General features: G+C 73.4%; 21 protein-coding genes. 10 read left to right on the top strand and 11 right to left on the bottom strand.

Features of this window, described 5'->3' with window-relative positions; all coding sequences use genetic code 11:
• Genes ACFYPD_RS01745 through ACFYPD_RS01735 form a run of 3 tightly spaced genes read right to left on the bottom strand, consistent with a single transcriptional unit; the run spans position 1 to position 2,715 of the window.
• Positions 1 to 885, bottom strand: coding sequence for an ABC transporter permease (locus ACFYPD_RS01745; protein WP_387107644.1), 885 nt, complete (start codon positions 883 to 885; stop codon positions 1 to 3).
• Positions 875 to 1,654, bottom strand: coding sequence for an ABC transporter ATP-binding protein (locus ACFYPD_RS01740; protein ID WP_387107642.1), 780 nt, complete (start codon positions 1,652 to 1,654; stop codon positions 875 to 877). The genes ACFYPD_RS01745 and ACFYPD_RS01740 overlap by 11 nt, the downstream gene beginning before the upstream one ends.
• Entirely contained in the window at positions 1,651 to 2,715 is a 1,065-nt protein-coding gene (locus tag ACFYPD_RS01735) for an ABC transporter substrate-binding protein (RefSeq protein WP_387107640.1), read from the bottom strand. Before ACFYPD_RS01735 ends, ACFYPD_RS01740 begins: the two co-directional genes overlap by 4 nt.
• Positions 2,716 to 2,944: 229 nt before the next feature.
• Between ACFYPD_RS01735 and ACFYPD_RS01730 the strand changes: the two genes are divergently transcribed.
• From ACFYPD_RS01730 to nudC, 3 genes are all read left to right on the top strand, one after another.
• Positions 2,945 to 4,255, top strand: a complete 1,311-nt coding sequence (locus ACFYPD_RS01730) for a M16 family metallopeptidase (RefSeq protein ID WP_387107638.1) — start codon at positions 2,945 to 2,947, stop codon at positions 4,253 to 4,255.
• Entirely contained in the window at positions 4,252 to 5,589 is a 1,338-nt protein-coding gene (locus tag ACFYPD_RS01725) for a M16 family metallopeptidase (protein ID WP_387107635.1), read from the top strand. The genes ACFYPD_RS01730 and ACFYPD_RS01725 overlap by 4 nt, the downstream gene beginning before the upstream one ends.
• A 94-nt stretch (positions 5,590 to 5,683) precedes the next feature.
• A complete protein-coding gene (nudC, locus tag ACFYPD_RS01720; RefSeq protein ID WP_387109134.1) occupies positions 5,684 to 6,595 on the top strand; it encodes an NAD(+) diphosphatase in 912 nt (303 codons plus the stop codon).
• 149 nt (positions 6,596 to 6,744) lie between these two features.
• Here nudC and ACFYPD_RS01715 read toward each other — a convergent pair whose 3' ends face one another.
• The 3 genes from ACFYPD_RS01715 to ACFYPD_RS01705 all read right to left on the bottom strand — a co-directional run bounded on the left by ACFYPD_RS01715 (position 6,745) and on the right by ACFYPD_RS01705 (position 8,504).
• Positions 6,745 to 7,014 carry a hypothetical protein gene (locus ACFYPD_RS01715; protein ID WP_387107633.1) on the bottom strand — a complete coding sequence of 90 codons (270 nt, stop codon included), beginning with the start codon at positions 7,012 to 7,014 and terminating at the stop codon, positions 6,745 to 6,747.
• Between the two features lie 210 nt (positions 7,015 to 7,224).
• Complete coding sequence (locus tag ACFYPD_RS01710) at positions 7,225 to 7,455, bottom strand: DUF397 domain-containing protein (RefSeq protein WP_387107630.1); 231 nt, start codon at positions 7,453 to 7,455, stop codon at positions 7,225 to 7,227.
• Positions 7,456 to 7,523: 68 nt separating this feature from the next.
• Complete coding sequence (locus tag ACFYPD_RS01705) at positions 7,524 to 8,504, bottom strand: helix-turn-helix domain-containing protein (protein WP_387107627.1); 981 nt, start codon at positions 8,502 to 8,504, stop codon at positions 7,524 to 7,526.
• Between the two features lie 203 nt (positions 8,505 to 8,707).
• On the opposite strand from ACFYPD_RS01705, the gene ACFYPD_RS01700 reads away from it, so the two are divergent.
• Positions 8,708 to 9,973: an MFS transporter gene (locus ACFYPD_RS01700; RefSeq protein WP_387107624.1), complete on the top strand. Its 1,266-nt coding sequence runs from the start codon at positions 8,708 to 8,710 to the stop codon at positions 9,971 to 9,973.
• Between the two features lie 55 nt (positions 9,974 to 10,028).
• Here ACFYPD_RS01700 and ACFYPD_RS01695 read toward each other — a convergent pair whose 3' ends face one another.
• The gene (locus ACFYPD_RS01695; RefSeq protein ID WP_387107621.1) at positions 10,029 to 10,271 is read right to left on the bottom strand and encodes a mycoredoxin; all 243 of its coding nucleotides are present in this window, start codon (positions 10,269 to 10,271) and stop codon (positions 10,029 to 10,031) included.
• Between the two features lie 91 nt (positions 10,272 to 10,362).
• Here ACFYPD_RS01695 and ACFYPD_RS01690 point away from each other — a divergent pair, with 91 nt between their 5' ends.
• From ACFYPD_RS01690 to ACFYPD_RS01680, 3 genes are all read left to right on the top strand, one after another.
• The gene (locus tag ACFYPD_RS01690) at positions 10,363 to 12,516 is read left to right on the top strand and encodes an ATP-dependent DNA helicase UvrD2 (RefSeq protein WP_387107618.1); all 2,154 of its coding nucleotides are present in this window, start codon (positions 10,363 to 10,365) and stop codon (positions 12,514 to 12,516) included.
• Between the two features lie 130 nt (positions 12,517 to 12,646).
• Positions 12,647 to 12,901: a hypothetical protein gene (locus tag ACFYPD_RS01685; RefSeq protein ID WP_387107616.1), complete on the top strand. Its 255-nt coding sequence runs from the start codon at positions 12,647 to 12,649 to the stop codon at positions 12,899 to 12,901.
• 136 nt (positions 12,902 to 13,037) lie between these two features.
• Positions 13,038 to 13,403, top strand: coding sequence for a WhiB family transcriptional regulator (locus ACFYPD_RS01680; RefSeq protein ID WP_387107613.1), 366 nt, complete (start codon positions 13,038 to 13,040; stop codon positions 13,401 to 13,403).
• Between the two features lie 297 nt (positions 13,404 to 13,700).
• Here ACFYPD_RS01680 and ACFYPD_RS01675 read toward each other — a convergent pair whose 3' ends face one another.
• The 3 genes from ACFYPD_RS01675 to ACFYPD_RS01665 all read right to left on the bottom strand — a co-directional run bounded on the left by ACFYPD_RS01675 (position 13,701) and on the right by ACFYPD_RS01665 (position 16,518).
• Entirely contained in the window at positions 13,701 to 15,047 is a 1,347-nt protein-coding gene (locus ACFYPD_RS01675; protein ID WP_387107611.1) for an ABC1 kinase family protein, read from the bottom strand.
• A 10-nt stretch (positions 15,048 to 15,057) separates the two neighbouring features.
• Entirely contained in the window at positions 15,058 to 16,170 is a 1,113-nt protein-coding gene (locus ACFYPD_RS01670) for a TOMM precursor leader peptide-binding protein (RefSeq protein ID WP_387107609.1), read from the bottom strand.
• A gap of 180 nt (positions 16,171 to 16,350) precedes the next feature.
• Positions 16,351 to 16,518, bottom strand: coding sequence for a DUF5679 domain-containing protein (locus tag ACFYPD_RS01665; protein WP_012014940.1), 168 nt, complete (start codon positions 16,516 to 16,518; stop codon positions 16,351 to 16,353).
• Positions 16,519 to 16,993: 475 nt separating this feature from the next.
• Between ACFYPD_RS01665 and ACFYPD_RS01660 the strand changes: the two genes are divergently transcribed.
• Both ACFYPD_RS01660 and ACFYPD_RS01655 read left to right on the top strand, forming a co-directional pair.
• Positions 16,994 to 17,524, top strand: a complete 531-nt coding sequence (locus ACFYPD_RS01660; protein WP_387107608.1) for a M48 family metallopeptidase — start codon at positions 16,994 to 16,996, stop codon at positions 17,522 to 17,524.
• Positions 17,525 to 17,660: 136 nt separating this feature from the next.
• Positions 17,661 to 18,263 (top strand): hypothetical protein, encoded by a 603-nt coding sequence (locus ACFYPD_RS01655; RefSeq protein WP_387107605.1) that lies wholly within the window; start codon positions 17,661 to 17,663, stop codon positions 18,261 to 18,263.
• 63 nt (positions 18,264 to 18,326) lie between these two features.
• On the opposite strand, the gene ACFYPD_RS01650 is transcribed toward ACFYPD_RS01655, so the two are convergent.
• Positions 18,327 to 19,529, bottom strand: a complete 1,203-nt coding sequence (locus ACFYPD_RS01650) for a zinc-dependent metalloprotease (protein WP_387109131.1) — start codon at positions 19,527 to 19,529, stop codon at positions 18,327 to 18,329.
• Between the two features lie 184 nt (positions 19,530 to 19,713).
• Here ACFYPD_RS01650 and ACFYPD_RS01645 point away from each other — a divergent pair, with 184 nt between their 5' ends.
• Positions 19,714 to 20,727, top strand: coding sequence for a PDZ domain-containing protein (locus ACFYPD_RS01645; protein ID WP_387107603.1), 1,014 nt, complete (start codon positions 19,714 to 19,716; stop codon positions 20,725 to 20,727).
• Positions 20,728 to 20,778: the final 51 nt, after the last annotated feature.

The following is a 20,778-nucleotide window of genomic DNA, read 5'->3' as shown; positions in this document are numbered from 1 at the left end:
TCAGTTGCCGGCCTGGTCCAGCACGCCCCACCGGCGGCGGATCGCCTTGTCAGCCGCACCGAACGCGGCGTCCACCGCGATGCCCACCACCAGGATGACGATCATGATGGCCATCAGCCGGGTGGCCTCGCTCAGCTCCCGGGCATAGGTGAGCTGCGCGCCGATCGACGTCCGGGTGGCGATGACCACCAGCAGCTCGCCGGCCATGAGGCTGCGCCAGGCGAATGCCCAGCCCTGCTTGAGCCCGGCCACGATGGCGGGCAGCGCGGCCGGCGCGATCACGTACCGGTAGAGGTTGAGCCCCCGGGCGCCGAGGTTGCGGCCGGCCCGGACCAGCAGCGGCGGCACGTAGTCGACGCCGTGGATGACGCCGTTGGCGACCGACGGCGCCGCGCCGAGCACCACCACGAAGAAGATCGCCTGCTCGCTGAGCTGGAAGAGCAGGATGGCCAGCGGGAACCAGGCGATCGACGGCATGGTCTGCAACGCGGTGATCATCGAGCCGATCGCGGCGCGGAGCACCTTCACCCGGGCCACGGCCAGGCCGAGCAGCAGCCCGACGGTGACCGCGGCGGCGAAGCCCACGGCGGCCCGGCGCGCGGTGGTGGCCAGGCCCTCCCAGAGCGCCGAGCTGAGCGCGTAGTGGCCGAGGTCCGCGAAGACCGGCGCCGGCCCGGGCAGCGCCCACGGGTCCTTCCAGCCGCTCCAGACCACGGCCTGCCAGAGGGCGATGGCCAGGGCCAGCGCGGCCAGCTTGGGCCAGGTGGCCGACCAGATCCGGCGCAGCCGGGACGGCGGCTTCTCCCGGCCGGCGATCTCCAGGGCGTCCAGGCCGGAGATCTCCGCGTCGGTGCGCGGTGCCCCGGCGAGCGTGTCACTGGCCATGGCGGCCCACCTCCGTACGCAGCCGGTCGGTGACCTCGGCGGCGATGGCCGCGATCTCCGGCGAGTCGATCCGCCGGGGTCGCGGCACGTCGACCTCGGTGGAGTAGATGATCCGGCCGGGCCGGCTGGAGAGCAGGATGATCCGGTCGGCGAGGCGGGCCGCCTCGCGGACGTTGTGGGTCACGAAGATCACGGTGAGCTTCCGCTCGGACCAGATCCGTTCCAGCTCGTCGTGCAGGATGTCCCGGGTCATCGCGTCGAGCGCGCCGAACGGCTCGTCCATCAGCAGCACCGGGGTGTCCAGGGCGAGGGTGCGGGCCAGTGCGACCCGCTGCCGCATGCCGCCGGAGAGCTGGTGCGGGCGCTTGCGGCCGAAGTCGGACAGGTGGACCGTGCGCAGCAGCTCGGCGACCCGGGCCTTGCGCTCGTCCCGGGGCAGCCCGCGCAGCTTGAGCGGCACCTCGACGTTGGCCTCGACGGTGAGCCAGGGGAAGAGCGCCGGCTCCTGGAACATCAGGCCGGGGTTGACCGACTCGCCCAGTTCGATCCGGCCGCCGCTGGCGCGGTCCAGGCCGGCGACCAGGTTGAGCAGAGTGCTCTTGCCGCAGCCGGACGCGCCGACCAGGCAGACGAACTCGCCGGGGGCGACGTCCAGCGACACCCGGTCCAGCGCCAGGACGGCCTGCTCGCCCTGGCCGTACACCTTGGTCACGCCGCGCAGCGCGACCGAGCCGGTCGCGCTGCGCGGGGTCGTCGTGGTCGACGTCACGGCTGGACGACCTCGGGCTTGCCCTCGGCCTTGAGCACCTCGTTGAGGTACTTCAGCTCGTAGAGGCCGTTCAGGTCGACCGGCTGGGTCAGGCCGACGGCGACGGCGTGGTCCAGGCCGGTCTTCAGCGAGGACGAGATCGGGTCGTTGGTGAACTCCAGGGTCGGCCAGGCCTGCTTGATCAGCTTGAGGTCCAGCGGCTTGCCGGTGATCTTGCCGATGTGGTCGGAGATGGCCTGCTGGGCCTCGTCCGGCTTGCTGTTGACGAACTCGTTCGCCGCGACCTGCCCCTCGACCAGCTTCTTCACCACGTCCGGGTGTGCCTTGAGGAACTTGGTGCTGACCAGCAGGTTGGTGATGACGAACTTCTTGTCCGGCCAGAGGTCGCGCTCGTCGACCAGCACCTTGCCGCCCGCGTTGACCAGCCGGGAGACGAAGGGCTCGGGCACCCACGCGCCGTCGATGGCGCCGCTGCCGAAGGTCTCGACGGTCTGCGCGTTCTCCTGGGGGACCACCTTGACGTCGCCGCCGCCCTCCTTGGTGGTCTGCAGGCCCTTCTCCTTGAGCCAGTAGCGCAGCGCGACGTCCTGGGTGTTGCCGAGCTGCGGGGTGGCGATCTTCTTGCCGCGCAGCTGCTCCACCGAGGTGATCTCCGGCTTCACCACCAGCGCGACGCCGCCGGACGCGGCGCCGGACACCACCCGGACCGCCTCGCCCTTGGACTTCGAGAAGGCGTTCACGGTCGGGTTCGGACCGATGTACGTGGCGTCGAGCGCGCCGGAGAAGACCGCCTCGATGGCCGCCGGTCCGGCGTTGAAGGTCTTGGTCTCCAGCGTGACGTCGCCGCCCAGCTTCTCCTTGAAGATGCCCTTCTCCACACCCACCACGGCCGGCGCGTGGGTGATGTTCGGGAAGTAGCCCAGGCGCAGCGTCACCGGGCCGGAGCCGCCGGCCGCCTCGTCGCTGTCGTCGCCGCAGGCCGCGGTGGCGCCCAGGGTGGCCGCGCCGACCACGGCGAGGGTGGCCAGGGTGACCAGGCGGCGGAAGGGGAGCCGTCTCATCGTGTATCCAATCCGCAGTATTCCTACTTAGTTGGTAGGAAGAGTGGGGCAGGCGGTGGGCGGCGTCAAGACCCGCCCTCGATCCGGGACACGCGACCTGGGGATTCTCTGTAATTCCCACCTGTTCGGTGGAGATAGCGACGCCGGTCGGCCCCCGCCCGGCACCGCCGTCCGGCGGGCCATCGCACACCGCCGGTGCGGGCGTTGTGGACGCGTTAAGGTCGATCACGTGCCGACGCGGAGAGCCAGAATTCCAGCGACGAAATACCCGGTCGAGCGGTTCACCCTCGACAACGGCCTGCGGGTGGTGCTCACCCCCGACCGCAGCGCCCCGGTCATCGGGGTGGCGGTGGTCTACGACGTCGGCATCCGCTCCGAGCCGGAGGGGCGCACCGGCTTCGCCCACCTCTTCGAGCACCTGATGTTCCAGGGCTCGGAGAACCTGGAGAAGCTCGCCCACTTCCGGCACGTCCAGGGCGCCGGCGGCACCTTCAACGGCTCCACCCACCTGGACTACACCGACTACTACGAGACCCTGCCCAGCAACGCGCTGGAGCGGGCGCTCTTCCTGGAGGCCGACCGGATGCGCGGCCCCCGGCTCACCGAGGAGAACCTGCGCAACCAGGTCGACGTGGTCAAGGAGGAGATCCGGGTCAACGTGCTCAACCGGCCGTACGGCGGGTTCCCCTGGCTCACCCTGCCGCCGGTCATGTTCGACACCTTCCCCAACGCCCACGACGGCTACGGCTCCTTCGACGACCTGGAGTCGGCCACCGTCGCTGACGCGGCCGACTTCTTCCGCCGCTACTACGCCAGCGGCAACGCCGTCCTGGCGGTCAGCGGGGACGTCGACCTGGCCGAGGCGACCGCGCTGATCGAGCGGCACTTCGGCGACGTGCCGGCCCGCCCCGCCCCGGAGCGCCCCGACTTCACCGAGCCCGACCTCACCGCGGAGCGGCGCACCTCGTACACCGACAAGCTGGCCCCGCTGCCGGCGGTCGCCGGGGCCTGGCGCGTGCCCGACCCGGTGACCGACTTCGCCGGCTACCTGCCCTACGTGGTCCTGGCCGAGGTGCTCACCGACGGCGACGCCTCCCGGCTGGTCGAGCGGCTGGTCCAGCGCGACCGCTCGGTCACCAGCCTCGGCGGCTACCTCGGCTTCATGGGCGACCCGTTCGACGTGCGCGACCCCACGGCGCTGCTGCTCCAGGCGCACCTGCCGCCCGGCGGCGACGTGGACAAGGTGCTGCGCACCGTCGACGAAGAACTGGACCGGCTGGCCACCGACGGGCTGACCGAGGGGGAGCTGGCCCGGACCCAGGCCCGGATGGCCACCCACCTGCTGCGGGACACCGACGCGGTCCTCGGGCGGGCACTCGCGATGGCCGTCCTGGAACAGCAGCGCGGCGAGCCGGGCCTGCTCAACGAGCTGCCCCGGCTGGTCGGCGAGGTGACCGACGAGCAGGTCCGCGCCGCCGCCGCCACCCTGCGGCCGGAGCGCCGCGCGTCCATCGAGGTCGTCGCCGGAGGTGCCCGATGAGTGCGACCGTGGAGACGGGCACGCGGCCGCTGCCGGCGCTCGGCCCCAACCGCAGGCTCAAGCTGCCCAAGCAGGCCGAGCGCACGCTCGGCAACGGGCTCACCGTGATCGCCGTACGCCGCAGCGCGATCCCGCTGGTCGAGCTGCGGCTCTGGATGCCGTTCGGGCGTACCCACCTGGCCCGCGGCGGGATGCTCGCGCAGACCCTGCTCTCCGGCACGGAGACGCACACGGCGACCCAGCTCGCCGCGGAGTTGCAGAAGGTCGGCGGCGGGCTCTCCGCCGGCATCGACCCGGACCGGCTGATGCTCTCCGGGGCGGGCCTGGTCACCGGCCTGGACCGGATGCTGGAGCTGCTCGCCGACGTGCTCACCGGGGCCACCTACCCGGCCGACTGGGTGGAGACCGAGCGGGAGCGGCTGGTCGACCGCATTCAGGTGGCCCAGAGCCAGCCCGCCCACCTGGCCCGCACCGCGCTGCTCAAGCGGATCTACGGCAGGCACCCGTACGCGGTGCAGACCCCCGAGCCGGACCAGGTGCGCGCGGTGAAGCCTCCGGTGCTGCGCCGGCTGCACGCCGAGCGGGTGCACCCGGCCGGCGCGGTGCTGGTGCTGGTCGGCGACGTGCAGCCGGAGCGGGCGCTGGACGCCTCCGAGCGGGCGCTCTCCGGTTGGAAGGGGGAGGGGCAGCCGGCCGAGCTGCCGCCGGCGCCGCCGCTGGAGCCCGGCCCGGTGCTGCTGGTCGACCGCCCGGGTTCGGTGCAGTCCTCGCTGCGGATCGCGCTGCCCGCGGTGCCCCGCACCCATCCCGACCACGCGGCGCTGCAACTGGCCAACCTGCTCTTCGGCGGCTACTTCTCCTCCCGCTGGGTGGAGAACATCCGCGAGGACAAGGGCTACACGTACGGGCCGCACTCGCTGGTCGAGCACTCGGTGGCCGGGTCGGTGCTGGTCGCCGCCGCCGAGGTGGCCACCGAGGTGACCGCGCCCGCCCTGCTGGAGACCATGTACGAGCTGGGCCGGCTGGCCGCCCTGCCACCCAAGCCGGACGAGTTGGAGCAGGCCCGCCAGTACGCCCTCGGCACGCTCCAGCTCGGCATGTCCACGCAGGCGGGCCTGGCCTCGCTGACCAGCGCGTACGCCGGCAACGGGCTGCGCCTGGACTTCCTCGCCGAGCACGCCGCCCGGCTGGCCGCGGCGACCGTGGACGACGTCGCCGCGGCGGCGGCCCGCTACCTCGCTCCGGCGCAGGCGGTCACCGTGGTGCTCGGCGATGCCGAGCGGGTCGCCGACGGTCTCGCCGCGCTCGCTCCGATCCGTACGGAGTCCGCGTGAGCACGAGGAGTGGGCCGGGCCTGCGAGCCCCGCAGTCGCGAACGAGAGAAGGCGCCGCGTGACCGGCGAGGCCGCCCCACCGCTGGCCAGGACCATGCTGGACCGGGCGGCGCACCGGCGGACCGACCCGGGCTGGCTCGCCGAGGCGTGGGAGCAGGCCCGGGTGCTCGTGCTGGACTCGGCCGACGAGGGTCGCGCGCTGGTCCGCGGCGCGGCGGCCCCGCCGGAGCTGGTGTTGGTCGGCCCCGGCGAGCTGCCCGAGGTGCCCCGGTCGGTGCCGATGTTCCTCGGCGTCGAGTCGGACGGCGTGCCGGTCTTCGCGGTGGACGCGCCGCTGCCCGAGCTGGCCGACACCCGCCGGGTCAACCTGCGGGAGGTCGGCCACCTGCTGACCGACCGCGACGCCGGGATCTTCACCACCGCGCTGGCGCTGCTCAACTGGCACCTCCGGCACGGCTACTCCTCGTCAACGGGGCAGCCGACCGAGGTGGACGAGGCCGGCTGGTCCCGCATCGACCCGGGCGGCGGCCGGATCTGGCCGCGCACCGACCCGGCGATGATCGTGCTGGTGCACGACGGGGTGGACGGCCCGGAGGGGCGCTGCCTGCTGGGCAACAACGCCACCTGGCCGAGCACCCCGGGGCAGCGCCGCTACTCCTGCCTGGCCGGCTACGTGGAGCCGGGGGAGTCGGCCGAGGCCGCCGTGTTGCGCGAGGTCCGCGAGGAGGTCGGCGTCGCGGTCGAGGAGATCGGGTACGCGGGCAGCCAGTCCTGGCCGTTCCCCGGCTCGCTGATGCTCGGCTTCCTGGCCCGCGCCGACGCCGACGCGCCGATCCTGGTGGACCCGGCCGAGATCGCCCACGCCCGCTGGTTCACCCGGCGGGAGATCGGCGCCGCGCTGGCCGACCAGCCGGTCCGGGTGGACGGCGGCGACCTGCTGCTGCTCCCGCCGCCCTCGTCGATCGCCCTCTTCCTGGTCCACCGCTGGCTCGACGGCCACTGCTGACCGACGGGGTCACGGCGTCGGACGCGGTCCCGGCCCGTGACCGTCGTTGCCGCGGCGGTCACGGGCCGGGAACACGGGCCGTCGTGACCGGGTGAGGCGTGGAACGCGGCGGGGGAGCCGGTCCGGTCGCGACGGACGTCAGTGGCGGGTCAACTGCCGCCCCAGTGGTAGGGGTGACCCGGGTGCATTTCTTCGATGGGCAGCACCTTGATCCGGTGCCGGCCGGCGCGGACGGCTCCCACGGTGGCCAACGCCCGGGCGAGCAGCAGGGCGGCGTCCCGGTCCTCGGCGTGGACGACCTGGCGGCGCGGTTCCGGCGCGCTGGTCTCGTCCCGCAGCCGACCTCCGCCGGCCCAGGCGGCGGCGATGTCGGTGTCGGCGGCGGCACGGATCTCGGTGCGGACGATCAGGAACCGCATGGTGTCCCCCGGTGCGGACGGACGGATGCAGGCTGCAACTTCCACGTCACTCTTGCGTCATGTTACGCCCGTGCGCCGTCCCAGCAAGTGAAACCCGCCTATCGTTCGCGGCATCGACCGATCGGGTGACCCCAGCTCAGCACGGTTGTCGGGGATGGACGCGCAAGGGGCCGCCGGCAGCACGCCGACGGCCCCCGGATGCTCGCCGGATCAGTTCAGGTCGAACTGGCCGTTCTTCGCGCCGGTGATGAAGCCGAGCCAGCCGGCCCGGTTGAACAGCAGCACCGGCCCGCGCGGGTCCTTGCTGTCCCGCAGCGCCACCGCCTCCGGCCCGGTGCGCAGCGGCGCGACCTCCACGCAGTTCGAGGTCTGGCTGCGGGTGCTCTTGCGCCAGGCGACGCCGGTGAGCTGCTCGGACGAGCTGTTGCGGATCTCGTTCATGGTCTGCTCCTGGTCTGGAGTGCTCCGATGGGGACGAGTGACGCCGCAGGCCGGACGGTCCCCGTGGGTCACCGGTCCGTCGTCAGGCGCCCCGAGTCGCGGCGGCGCTGGGTCGGCGCCGTTGCCGGCCCGAACGCCACGGTGGACTCGACTGCCGTGCCGGTCAGCCGTCCCGTCGCCTCGATCAGCCAGGAGAGGGTGTCCGATGCGGAGAGCGCCGCCGAGCTTAGCCACTCGAACACCACTTTATAGCGATTTAGGGTGTTTGCCTCGGTCGACATGACGTCGGTGAACCCACCTTCGATGGCCAACGTCTCCGGATCGAGCGGATCGGCGAACCGGTAGACCGAGAAGGCGGTCGGCGGGAGGTACCAGTCGCCGACCCGGGTGTCCCGCAGCAGCAGGCGCAGCGTCACGTTCGGCAGCAGGGCCAGCTCGCAGAGGTGGACGATCTGCTCGTGCAGCACCTCGGTCGGGCCGGCCCGGCGGCCGAGCGCCGCCTCCTCCAGCACGGCCGTGTAGCGCGGCGCGTCGGGGGAGCGGGTCAGCAGCGACTGGCGGGCCTGCCGGGCGCGTACCTCGGTCTCCGGGTCCTCGATCTCCAGGTCGCCGGCCTCCTCGGCCACCTGGGCCGCCGACATGATGCGGTGCCGGGCGTACCCCGGGGTCTGCAACAGCCCGGGCACCAGGACCGGGTTGTATTCGGAGATCTCCGCGCACCCCGCCTCCAGCTCGGCGAAGCCGCGCTGCTGCTGGGTCATCACCGGGAAGTTGCGCAGCCAGCCGCGCATGTCGCCGGCCTCCTGGGTGATGCCCAGCAGCTCCTCGCGCAGCTCACCCTCCGCGCCGTAGAGGGTCAACAGGACGCCCACGTCGTCCGGGTCCGGACGGCTGCGGCCGTTCTCCAGGCGGGACAGCTTGGACGCGGAGGCCCAGCCGATCCGCTCGATGACCTGGTCGCCGGTGAGGCCGGCATGTTCACGGAGTCGGCGCAGCTCGATGCCGAGCCTGCGGCGGCGCAGGATCGGGCCTGGTGCGGCAGGAGGCACGGTGTCCTCTTTCCCGTCGACCGTCGCAGGACGCGACGGTAACTGTATGAAATTCGCCCCCCACGGTCAGTATGGACGGCGCGACCGGTGTCGGAGGGTCCGGCGTGGGCGTGTCACGCGACAAAAAGAGGACCGTGGAGGGTGCCTTCACCGGCGCCCCGCCCCGACGCGCCGGTTGGCGCACCCCCGCCGGAGGGAACCCGATGCGCACCGTCCTGCGCCGCCCCGACTTCCGCCTGCTCTTCGTCGCGCTGCTGGCGAGCATGGCGGCCGAGTCGATCCTGCTGCTGGCCCTGGCCGTCTGGGTCAAGGACCTGACCGGGTCGGACGGCATGGCCGGGGCGACCATCTTCGCCGTCATCGCCCCGATGGCGCTGGCCCCGCTGGTCGGCTGGGTGGTCGACCGGTGCCGCCGGCGGCCCTTCTTCGTGGCCGCCAACCTCGGCACGGCCGTGCTGCTCTGCCCGCTCTTCGCGGTCCACGACCGCGCCGACGTCTGGGTGATCTACGTGGTGGCGGCCCTCTACGGGCTGTCGTACATCACGTTGAGCGCGGTGCTGAGCGGGCTCATCCGGCACCTGGTGCCGAGCGATCTGCTGGCCGACGCCAACGGGGTGCTGCAGACCGTCCGCCAGGGGCTGCGGCTGGTCGGCCCGCTGGGCGGGGCCGGGCTCTACGCCGCGGTCGGCGGCTGGCTGCTGGTTGCCCTCGCCATGTCCGGCTTCCTCACCGCCGCCGCGGTGGTCGGCGTGCTCCCGGTCACCGAGACCACACCGGCCCGGTCCGCGCGCCGCTGGCCCGCCGGGCTGGGCGCCGGGCTGCAGCACCTGGCCGGCGACCCCGCGCTGCGCCGGGCCCTGCTCGGGTACGGGCTGGGCTCGCTCATGATGGGCTTCACCGAGTCGCTGATCTTCGCGTACGTCGACCTGGGGCTGGGCCGGGACGCCGCGTTCGTCGGTGTGCTGGTCACCGTGCAGGGGATCGGCGGGCTGGTCGGCGGGCTCGTCTCGGCCGCCGTGGTGCGCCGGGCCGGCGAGGTGGGGGCGCTGGCCGCCGGGGTGACCTTCTTCGGTCCGGCCGCGCTGGCGCTCGCGTACCCCCGGCTCTGGCTCGGCGTGGTGGCGCTGCTGCTGGCCGGGGTCTCCCTGCCGCTGACCATGGTCGGACTGAACACGCTGATCCAGCGGCGGACCCCGCCGGGGCTGCTGGGCCGGGTCGCCGCCGCCGCGGAGGCGGTGGTCAGCGGCCCGCAGGCGGTCTCCATCGGGGCGGGGGCGCTGCTCGTCGGTGTGTTCGACTACCGCCTGCTCTTCGCCCTGGTCGGGGTGACCACCACGGCCGCCGGCCTCTACCTCTGGCAGGGCCGCCGGCTCACCGCGCCCCGGCCCGTCCTGGTCCACGTCCCGGCCCCGCGCCGCCCGCTCGACCACGAGGTGCTCGCCGCGACCCGCCGGCGGCGGGCGCCCTGAGACGCGACAGCGGCCACCCCCGCTGGGGGCGGCCGCTGTCGCAGGGTGCGGGCGGTCAGCCGGCGATGCTGGTCAGGTGCTGCTTGACCTGGGTGATCGAGGGGTTGGTGAGGGCGCTGCCGTCGTCGAACCGCAGCGTCGGGACGGTCTGGTTGCCGCCGTTGACGCTCATCACGAACTCCGCGGCCTTCGTGTCCTGCTCGATGTCGACCACCTCGTACGCGATGCCCTCCCGGTCGAGCTGCGACTTCAGCCGGTGGCAGTAGCCGCACCACGGGGTGGAATACATCGTCAACATGGTCAGGTCCTCCAAGGGGTGACTCGCGCCCGGTCCGATCAGGCCAGGCTAATCGCTGCAACATCGCCGGAGGCTGGAATGATTCCTGGCTGTGGTGGTTCACTCAGCGGCGGAACGGGTGCTCGCCGGCCTCGACCCGGAGCAGCGGTCCGCGGTGACCGCCCCGGCCGGTCCGGTCTGCATCCTGGCCGGCGCCGGGACCGGCAAGACCCGGGCGGTGACCTCTCGGATCGCGCACCGGGCGCTCACCGGCGGCATCTCCGCCCGGCACGTGCTGGCCGTCACCTTCACCGCCCGCGCCGCCGCCGAGATGCGGGCCCGGCTCACCGCGCTGGGCGTGGGCGGTGTCCAGGCGCGCACGTTCCACGCGGCGGCGCTGCGCCAGGTCCGCTACTTCGCACCCCGCCTGCTGGAGGGCCGGGCCATGCCGGAGTTGCTGGACAGCAAGGTCCGGGTGGTCACCCTGGCCGCCGCCAAGGTGGGCCTGCGGGCCGACCGGGCCGCCGCCCGGGATCTGGCCGGGGAGATCGAGTGGGCCAAGTCGTCGCTGGTCGAGCCGGGTGAATACGTGGTGGCCGCGGCCAAGGCGCTGCGCGAGACCCCGCACGAGCCGGCGAAGGTGGCCGAGGTCTTCGCCGCGTACGAGCGGCTCAAGCGCGGCAACGGGGTGATCGACTTCGAGGACATGCTGCGCGCCGCGGTCTGGGGGATCGAGGAGCACGCCGACGTCGCCGAGCAGGTCCGTGGCCAGTACCGGCACTTCGTGGTCGACGAGTACCAGGACGTCAACCCGCTCCAGCAGCGGCTGCTGGACGCCTGGCTCGGCGGCCGGGACGACCTCACCGTGGTCGGCGACGCGAGCCAGACCATCTACTCGTTCACCGGGGCGACCTCGTCCTACCTGATCGACTTCCCGCGCCGCCACCGCAACGCCACCGTGGTCCGGCTGGTCCGCGACTACCGCTCCACCCCACAGGTGGTCGGGCTGGCCAACGCCGTGATCTCCCAGGCCCGGGGTGCCGAGGCCCGGCTCCGGCTGGAGCTGCACGGCCAGCGCCCGCCCGGCCCCGAACCCGAGTTGCGGATCTTCACCGACGAGCCGGCCGAGGCCAACGCCGTCGCCGCCCGCTGCCGGGCGCTGGTCGACGGCGGCACCCCGGCCCGGGAGATCGCGGTGCTGTTCCGCACCAACGCGCAGTCCGAGGCGTACGAGAAGGCGCTCACCGAGGCCGCGGTGCCGTACGTCGTGCAGGGGGCGGAGCGGTTTTTCGAGCGCCCCGAGGTGCGTCAGGCCATGATCGCGCTGCGCGCCGCCACCCGGTCGATCCCGGGGGAGACCCCGCTGCCGGCCGCCGTCGTGGAGGGGCTCGCCGCGGTCGGCTGGGCGCCCGACGCGCCCCCGGCCGGCGGGGCCGCCCGCGAACGGTGGGAGGCGCTCGCCGCCCTGCTCCAGCTCGCCGAGGAGTACGCGGCGACGCCCGAGGTGGTGCCCATCGGCGAGGCCGTCGCGATCGAGCGCCCGGTCACCCTGGGCGACTTCAACGAGGAGCTGGCTCGGCGGGCCGCCCAGCAGCACGTGCCCACCGTGGAGGGGGTGACGCTCGCCTCACTGCACTCGGCCAAGGGCCTGGAGTGGGACGCCGTCTTCCTGGTCGGGCTGGCCGAGGGCACCCTCCCCACCATCTACGCGAAGACCCCCGAGCAGGTCGAGGAGGAGCGGCGGCTGCTCTACGTCGGGGTCACCCGGGCGCGGGAGTGGCTCTGGCTGTCGTACGCGGCGGCCCGCTCGCCCGGCGGCCGGGCCCGGCGGCCGTCGCGGTTCCTGCCCCAGCTGGACCGCTCCGGCGGTGGCGAGCGGGCCGGCGCGAGCCCGGCCCGGCGCACCGAGCGGCGGCGTGCCCAGGTGGTCTCGTGCCGGATCTGCGGCGCCACCCTGCTCGCCGGGGCGGACCGGAAGCTGGGCCGCTGCCCGACCTGTCCGTCCGACCTGGACGAGGAGCTGTACGAGCGGCTGCGCGATTGGCGGCAGCGGGTGGCCGGGGCGCAGAAGGTGCCGGCCTATGTGGTCTTCACCGACGCCACGCTCACCGCGCTGGCCGAGCGGAAGCCGGGCCGCACCGAGGAACTGATCGCGATCGCCGGGATCGGCCCCCGCAAACTGGGACTTTACGGGGATACGGTGCTGGCCCTGGTGGCCGGTGCGGGGGTGGACGAGGTCTGCCCGCAGAAAAGTTTCGAAATCTAGCCGTAAATCGTTTGCCCTCGCCCCGAGGCGAGGAATAGCCTCAGAACACACCTCGCGAGCGGCGCCATTCTGGCTGCTCACGGGGGATGAGTCCAAGGTCGGCACGAGGAAAGACAGGGAGGTGGCACCCGTGGAGATCTTCACCTATGAGCGTTCGGCGGCGATGCCAGCTGCCTGCGCTCCGCTGTCGTCCGTCCGGGTGGCCCTTGCCGCTCGACCGTCGACTCCGCAGGTGCACCAGGTCCAGGTTCAGGCCGAGCTGAACCGGACCGTGGCGCCGCTGGCGGAGATCGAGGGGACCAGTGGCTTCACGGGCATGGGCATCGGTGACGTCAAGAAGCGCACGGATGTCCGCGGCGTTCCACCTCGAGGTAGACCGGTCTGATCCACCAGACCACCGGCTCACCTCGAGGCCGCGGAACCCGCATACCGGGATCCGCGGCCTCAGTTTTTTTTGCACCGCCGTAGTGCCGTCAGAAATGCGATCCACGAGATCGAAGTGAGAGAGAGGTGACCGGAGGATGAGTCTGGCGTTGGCCCCGCTCGACGTGAGCGTCGAGGTGGAGGCGAACCTGCCCTGCCGGAAGTTCGACCCCGACCTGTGGTTCTCCGACTCGCCTGCCGAGCTCGAGCTGGCCAAGTCGCTCTGCGGGGACTGCCCGCTGCGCGTCGAGTGCCTCGCCGGCGCGGTGGAGCGGTCCGAGCCCTGGGGCGTCTGGGGCGGCGAGATCTTCGAGCGTGGCGCGGTCGTCCCGCGCAAGCGGCCCCGTGGCCGTCCGCGCAAGGAGGACCTCGCTCGTGACGCCCAGCTCCGGGTCGAGGCGGAGGCGCGACTGGCGGCCAGTGGGCTGTCCGAGTCGCGTAACGCCGTCCGACTGGCAGCCTGACACAACCCCGTTCCAACGTCCCCGCCGGTGATCCTCACCGGCCACGAGAAAGCCGAAACCGATGCTGCACCTGCCGAATGGAACCGAGATGCAACTACTCCACGAAGCGTTGTCCCGGGCTCGAATGCGCCGGCCTCAGGCCGGCACCACCACGAGCACTGAGGCAACCCGTTCCGCCCGTACCGTCGCCATGCGCAGCCGCAGCCAGTCGGCCCGCGACCTGGGCGTTCTCTAGATCCCTACACCACGGAAGGGGCGGTGACCGAATGGTCACCGCCCCTTCGACGTGCGCGTCGGTCAGCTCACCGGGGCGAATCCGGGCAGCCAGCGCTCCAGGATCGCCCGGTAGGGCGCCTTCGCCTCCAACTGGCAGAGCACCCCGATCGAGCCCAGCGTCACCCGGTGGATCATCAGGTACGACGGGGGCAGGTTGAGCTGCCGGCTGAGCTGGTAGGTGGGGGAGCGGGGGCTGGCCAGCCGGGCCGCCTGAGCGCGCAGCCAGGCCCGGGTGAACCGGAACTCGTCCGCGGCGATCGGCTCCAGCATCGGTCGGAGGAAGTCCAGCACCGCCTCGGCGTCGATCGGCTCGGTGGGGCTGACGAAACCCTCGTCGCGCAGCCCGGCGACCACCGCGTCCGCGTCGTCGCGCAGCGCCAGCGCGGCGATCCGGCCGATCGGCTCGGGCGTCCCCTCCGGCATCCGGGCCACCGCGCCGAAGTCGATCACGCCGAGCCGGCCGTCCGGCAGCAGCCGGAAGTTGCCCGGGTGCGGGTCGGCGTGCAGCAGCCCGGCCCGCATCGGCGCGGAGAGGTGCAGCTCGGCCATGAGCCGCCCGGCCTCGTCGCGCTGCTCCTCGGTGCCCTCCCGGATGATCTGCGACAGCGGGGTGCCCTCGACCCACTCGGTGATCAGCACCCGGGGCGCGGCGTCGAGCACCTCGGGGATGTAGATGTCCGGGTCGCCGGCGTACGCGGCGGCGAAGGCGCGCTGCGACTCGGCCTCCAGCTCGTAGTCCAGCTCCTCGGTGATCCGCTCGCGCAGCTCGACCAGGAGCGGCTTGACGTCCAGCCCCGGCTGGATCGCGCGGAACATGCCGCCCAGCCGGGAGAGCTGTTTCAGGTCGGCGAGCAGGGCGTCCCCGGCGCCCGGGTACTGGATCTTCACGGCCACGTCGCGGTGGCGCGGGCCGCCGTTCGGCCCGTACCCCGGGTCGCGCCAGACCGCGCGGTGCACCTGGCCGATGCTGGCGGCGGCGGCCGGGGTGTCGTTGAACTCCACGAACCGGTCCCGCCAGCCCGGCCCGAGCTGCTCGGCGAGCACCTTGTGCACGGTCGCCGCGGGCAGCGGCGGGGCGGCCTCCTGGAGCTTGGTGAGCGCCTGCCGGTAGGGTGCCGCGATCTCGTCCGGCAGTGCCGCCTCGAAGACCGACAGGGCCTGCCCGAACTTCATCGCCCCGCCCTTGAGCTGCCCGAGCACGCTGAACAGCTGCTCGGCGGTGCGCTGCTGGATCTCGGCGGAGATGACGTCGGACGCGAGCCCGGTGACCCGCTTGCCCATGCCGAGGACGGTCCGACCGGCGAAACCGAGCGGCAGAGCGGCGAGCTTGGCGGTCCGGGACACGGCCCGGCGCGGGATGTCGGTCACCCGGTCATTGTTACCGACTCGGCGGCCCCGCTGCTGCTGTGCGGCCGGGAGCGGGTGCGGCCGACCGGATCGGGCGACGCCCCGAGCACCCGCAGGAGGGGTGCGGCGGCCACCGGCGATGCCGGAACCGGCCCGGCTGCCCGATTTCGACCGCGCAACCGAGCGTTTCCGGGGTGCCCCCGTCGAGGTGGGCCAACGCCTCGGCCGCCGCGTAGGCCGTCGCGGCCAGCCGGGTGGTGGCGGCGCAGGCCCGGTCGCCGTCGCCGGCCGCGAGCTGGGCGGCGAGCGCCGGCCAGTCCGGGTCGCGGTCCGTCCGGTGCAGGTCGAGGCAGCGCAGGCAGGGGCCCACCGGCGGGCGGACCAGCGGGCCGACCACCGGCACGCCGCCGCGCAGGTCGACCAGCAGGTGCGGCTGGCGGCGGCGCGCGTAGCCGGTGGCGAGCAGGGCCGCCGGGCGGTCCGCGCCGAGCTGGACCACCAGGTCGGCCCGGCCCGGCCGGAGCGGCGCGGTCGCCGTGCCCGGCGCGCAGCGCGCCAGCGCCGCGCGCACCGCCGGCGCCAGCGGACGGCCCAACTCGGCGCCGGTGAGGCCGGTCCCGACCAGGTCACCGGGGCGGACCGGGCCGGCCAGGTCGGGGGCGACGTGCCCGACGCCGGCCTGCGCCAGCGCGACGGCGATCGCCGCGCCGAGTCGCCCGGCCCCGGTGACCAGCACGCGCGCCGACCGTCGGCGGCGCAGCAGCCGGGCCGGCGTGCCGGGCAGGGCGGGCGCGGCCAGGGCCAGGGCGTCGGCCTCCCCGGTAAGCCGGGCCCGGACCGACCCGGTGAGGTCGCGGGGGAGCAGGCTCTGCGCGGGTACGACGAGAGCGGCGGCCCGGAGCGTGTCGAGCAGCAGCCGGGCCTCGTCGGGCGGGACCCGCGCGGCGGTGGCGGCGGCGAGCACGGCCCGCTCGCTACGGGTGCCGTCGAGCAGGTCGAGCAGGCGGGCGGCGCCCGGGGTGGTCACCTCCAGCAGCACGGCCCGGCCGGGTTCCACCCCGAGCTGGAGGGTGTGCCGGTCCCGCCACAGCCGGGTCAGGCCGGGCAGCAGCGTCGGACGGGCGAGGGGCACCAGTTCGGTCACACCACGAATCGTGACCGTGTCCGCGCTCTCCGTCGATCGTTGTCCACAGGTTCGCCGGGCGGTGGCCAGCGTTGTCCACAGGAAAACCCGGGTTGTCCACAACCCACCGGTAGTCGGTGTCGGCTACACGACGAGGGAGGGGTGGCGACCGCCACCCCTCCCCCGTGCGACCCGGACGGGTCAGACCTTGGCCTTGCCGAGGATGCGGTTCACTGTTGTGCCGCACACCGGGCACTTGCCCTTGGCCATGTTCATGCCGGTCTTCGAGACCTCCACGCGCCCCTCGAAGTCCCGCTTCTCCTTGCACTTCACGCAGTAACCGTTGTAGGTCTGGGCCTGGTCGGCCACGGTAGCCCTCCTCGTCTCGTCCACCGGACGCCTCCGGCGGGTTTCCCTGCGGCGGCCCACGGGTGGCGCCGGCGCCGGGGTTTCCGCGGTCACTCACGTGACCGCTGGTTGGCGGACCCTACCCAGGTCTGGGCAGTTCCATGTCAGCTGTGCGTCGACTCTGTGAGCAAGTCGACGTCGAGAGTGTGCATGCCGCGTTACGTCGGATAAGTCAGTTTCGCGGGGACACGCCGGGTGAATGCCCTCAGATCCCCCTTCGGGGCGGCCCCACCGCGACAGCTTGTCCGTAGATCACCTAACGTTGACAGGGGCCCGCAGGTGATGGTCAACTGCCGCCGCAAAGAAATTTTTCAGGACTCCTGACGACCAACCCCCATTTTCCGGGCGCGTGTCGTCGTGTTGACTCTTGCGGACTCCTGGTCAGTACGCATTAGCTTTCCCTCGTGACAGTCATCCGAGGCTGCGCGGACCAGTGATGGCCGGGACGCGGAAGCCCGTCGTCGAAGTACGGCGCAGCCAGCGCCGGCGACGCACGGTGTCCGCGTACCGCGACGGGGAACGGGTCGTGGTGCTCATCCCCGACCAGTTCTCCCGTGCCGAGGAGAGCGAGTGGGTCGACCGGATGCTGGCCCGGCTCGCCGCCCGCGAGGGCCGGCTCGCCCGCTCCGACGCCGAGCTGCTGGCCCGGGCCGCCCGACTGATCAGCCTCTACCTGCCCGAGCACGGGCCGGCCGCCGCCCCGGCCAGCGTCCGCTGGGTCACCAACCAGAACGGCCGCTGGGGCTCCTGCACCCCCGCCGACCGCACCATCCGGATCTCCCACCGGATCCAGGACATGCCGGAGTGGGTGATCGACTACGTGCTGCTGCACGAGCTGGCGCACCTCATCGTGCCCAGCCACAACGCCGCGTTCTGGGCCCTGGTCAGCCGCTACCCCAAGTCCGAGCGGGCCCGCGGCTACCTGGAGGGCGCGGCCGCCACCTCCGGCGTCCCCCTGACCGACTGACCGCCGTTCTGCCCTCACCCCCGCGCCGCCCACCCTCCGCGCTCCCTCCGCTCCCTCCGTGTCGGTCATGAGGTTGGCGCGGCGGGCGCTGCCGCGTCATCAGGGGCGAGGGTGGGCGGCGGGTTAGGGTCGTCGGGTGGCTCGACGTGTGGTGGTGGCGTTGCTCGGCCCGGTGGGTTGGACGCCGCCGGGGATCGATCCGGCGCGGTGGCGGAGCGCGCTCGCCGAGGACGTGGTGGACCTGCTGGCCACACTCAACGAGGTGGAAACCGCCGTGGCGGTGACGCCGGAGGACCGCTGGCTGGCCGACGCGGTGGTCTGGCCCGGCACGGCCGTGTACGAGGTGCCCGAACCCACCACCACCGCGGTGTTCGGCGCGCTGACCGGGTACGACCAGGCGGCCGTGGTGGTCGCCGACGCGCCCGACGTGCCGGGGCTGACCCTCGGCAAGTTGCTCCGGCCGCTGACCAGCCGTCCGGTCGCCGTCGCCCCGGTCGAGGGGAGCGGGACGGGGCTGCTCGGGGTGGCCGCCCGGCTGCCCGTGCCGGAGTGGTTGCCGGCACTCGACCTGGACACCGCCGCGCCGGCCGAGGTGCGTGCCGCCGCCCCGCGCCCCGGGGACGTGGCGGTCACCGCTGGCTGGCGCCGGTTGCGCGGCCCGGCCGACCTGGCCACCCTCGACCCGGCCTTCGAGGGCTGGGAGGCGACCCGGGCGCTGCTCTCCGGCCAGCCCGGCTGACGAGCACCAAGAGCTGCGCCGGGGCCCGCACGACGAGCGTGCGGGCCCCGGCGACATGCGGCGTCAGGACTTGTCGTCGTCCTCGCCCGGGGGCTGCTCCTCCGGCGCGCCGGGCGCGGTGAAGTCGAAGTTCGCCAGCTCCTCGTCCAGGTCGCTGGTGGTCGCGGCGAACGCCTCCGGGTTGGCGAAGTCCTCGTCCGACGGGAGCAGGTCGGGGTGACCCCAGACCGCGTCCCGGCCGGCGATCCCGCGGTGCTCGGTGAGCGCCGACCAGAGCACGGTCGCCTCGCGCAGCCGGCGCGGCCGCAGTTCCAGACCCACCAGGGCGGCGAAGGTCTGCTCGGCCGGACCGCCTGCGGCCCGGCGGCGGCGGAACGCCTCGCCGAGGCGGACCACGTTCGGCAGCCGGTCGCCGGCGGCGCTGTCCACCACGTGGCACACCCAGCCCTCGACCAGGGCGAGCACGGTCTCCAGCCGGGCCAGCGACGCCTTCTGCGCCGGGGTGTCCTCGGGAGTGAAGATGCCCTCCAGGGCGATCGCCTGCATCGACTCCGGGTCGGTCGGGTCGACCCGGCCCATCGCCTCCTCGATCGCCTCCCGGTTGACCCGGATGCCCGCGGCGTAGTTCTCCACCGCCGCGAGCACGTGCCCGCGCAGCCACGGGACGTGCTGGAAGAGCCGCTGGTGGGCGGCCTCGCGCAGGGCCACGTAGAGGCGGACCTCGTCCTCGGGCAGTTCCAGGCCCTCGCCGTACGCCCGGATGTTGGCCGGGACGAGCGCGGCGGTGCCGGCGGGGCCGAGCGGCAGGCCGATGTCGCCGGCGGAGAGCACCTCGGCGGCGAGCGAGCCGAGCGCCTGGCCGAGCTGGCCGCCGAAGAGCGCGCCGCCCAGCGTGGCGACCATCGACTGCATCGGGCCGAGCTGGGCCCGGGCCTCCGGCGGCACCAGGTCGCCCATGGCGCCGACCATGCGGCTGGCCACCGGGTCGCAGAGCTTGCGCCACACGTCGAGGGTCTTGTAGATCCACTCGTTGCGGTTCCAGGCGACCGAGCTGCGGATGCCGGTGGGCCACGAGGTGGCCGGCTCCAGCCAGAGGTCGGCGATGCGCAGCGCCTCCTCCACCGCGTTGCGTTCGAACGGCGAAACCGCCGGGTCGCCGGCGGCGGCGAGCTGGCTCGCGGCCACCTGCCGGGCGAGGTCCCAGTTGACCGGCCCGCTGCCCGGCGCGGAGAGCAGGTGCTGCAACTGCGACATGAACTGCTGCATCTGCGCGGGATCGTTGGGGTCTGGTGGTTGCCCACCCGGGAGCGCGAAGCCGAACGGAATATCAGGCACGACGTCTACGGTACGCGGGCCGCGCCGCAGGTCGTGCGCGTCGGCGTTGCGCTGAGGGCGAAGTCCGGCGGTCACCGCGCCGGACGTTCCGGGCCGGATCGGTACGCTCTGGCGCATGAGACGTCGCGGCGTGACCGTACTCCTCGGTGCACTGCTCACCGCCCTGCTCAGCGTCGGCGTGCTGAGCGTGCCGATCCCGTACGTGGTGCTCGGTCCCGGCCCGACCGTCAACACCCTCGGCAGCGAGGACGGCAAGGAGATCATCCAGATCACCGGCCGGGCGACGTCCACCTCCGCCGGGCAGCTCCGGCTGACCACGGTGGGTGTGCAGCCCACCGTCCGGCTGCGCGCGGCGCTGGCCGGCTGGTTCTCGAAGGACGAGGCGGTGGTGCCGCGGGAGCTGGTCTACCCGCCGGGGGAGTCGCAGGAGGAGGTCGAGCAGCGCAACGCCGAGGACTTCCAGAACTCGCAGACCAGCGCCGAGACGGCGGCCCTGCGCGAGCTGGGCTACCCGATCCGGGTGCTGGTCAAGGCGGTCACCGCGGGCGGCCCGTCGGTCGACGTGCTCAAGCCCAACGACGTGATCACCTCGGTCGACGGGCAGCCGGTGAGCAGCGCGGCCCGGCTCACCGAGCTGATCCGGGCCAAGCCGGCCGGCACCGCGCTGAAGATCGGCTACACCCGGGCCGGTGCGCCGGCCACGGCCACGGTCACCAGCCGGGAGCAGGACGGCCGGCCGCGCATCGGCATCGAGATCGACCAGCAGCAGCCGCACCCGTTCACCCTCAAGATCGACCTCGGTGACATCGGCGGCCCCAGCGCCGGGCTGATGTTCGCCCTGGGCATCGTCGACAAGCTGGAGCCGGCCGACCTGACCGGGGGGAAGGTCGTCGCCGGCACCGGCACCATCGACGACGAGGGCCGGGTCGGCCCGATCGGCGGCATCGCCCAGAAGCTGGTCGGCGCCAAGCAGGCCGGGGCGAAGGTCTTCCTGGTGCCCGCCGACAACTGCGCCGAGGCGGTCCGCAACCCGCAGCCCGACCTGCCGTTGCTCAAGGTGGCGTCGCTGGACGACGCGTTGACGGCGCTGGAGAAGCTGCGCGCCGGAGGGCAGCCGACCCGCTGCTGACCGGGCCACGCGGGCCACCGGACGATCGTGACGTGACCTTGACCCGACGTG

Source organism: Micromonospora sp. NPDC005299 (assembly GCF_042872345.1).
Classification (GTDB): Bacteria; Actinomycetota; Actinomycetes; order Mycobacteriales; family Micromonosporaceae; genus Micromonospora.
Note: the sequence above shows the minus strand (reverse complement) of the source record. Positions and strands in the feature narration are given on the sequence as shown.

Bases quoted from the DNA above. Each gene is read 5' to 3' on its own strand.
- ACFYPD_RS01745 (WP_387107644.1), bottom strand. From the start codon at position 885: ATGGCCAGTGACACGCTCGCCGGGGCACCGCGCACCGACGCGGAGATC.
- ACFYPD_RS01735 (WP_387107640.1), bottom strand. From the start codon at position 2,715: ATGAGACGGCTCCCCTTCCGCCGCCTGGTCACCCTGGCCACCCTCGCC.
- ACFYPD_RS01725 (WP_387107635.1), top strand. From the start codon at position 4,252: ATGAGTGCGACCGTGGAGACGGGCACGCGGCCGCTGCCGGCGCTCGGC.
- nudC (WP_387109134.1), top strand. From the start codon at position 5,684: ATGCTGGACCGGGCGGCGCACCGGCGGACCGACCCGGGCTGGCTCGCC.
- ACFYPD_RS01715 (WP_387107633.1), bottom strand. From the start codon at position 7,014: ATGCGGTTCCTGATCGTCCGCACCGAGATCCGTGCCGCCGCCGACACC.
- ACFYPD_RS01710 (WP_387107630.1), bottom strand. From the start codon at position 7,455: ATGAACGAGATCCGCAACAGCTCGTCCGAGCAGCTCACCGGCGTCGCC.
- ACFYPD_RS01700 (WP_387107624.1), top strand. From the start codon at position 8,708: ATGCGCACCGTCCTGCGCCGCCCCGACTTCCGCCTGCTCTTCGTCGCG.
- ACFYPD_RS01695 (WP_387107621.1), bottom strand. From the start codon at position 10,271: ATGTTGACGATGTATTCCACCCCGTGGTGCGGCTACTGCCACCGGCTG.
- ACFYPD_RS01680 (WP_387107613.1), top strand. From the start codon at position 13,038: ATGAGTCTGGCGTTGGCCCCGCTCGACGTGAGCGTCGAGGTGGAGGCG.
- ACFYPD_RS01660 (WP_387107608.1), top strand. From the start codon at position 16,994: ATGGCCGGGACGCGGAAGCCCGTCGTCGAAGTACGGCGCAGCCAGCGC.
- ACFYPD_RS01650 (WP_387109131.1), bottom strand. From the start codon at position 19,529: ATGCAGCAGTTCATGTCGCAGTTGCAGCACCTGCTCTCCGCGCCGGGC.
- ACFYPD_RS01645 (WP_387107603.1), top strand. From the start codon at position 19,714: ATGAGACGTCGCGGCGTGACCGTACTCCTCGGTGCACTGCTCACCGCC.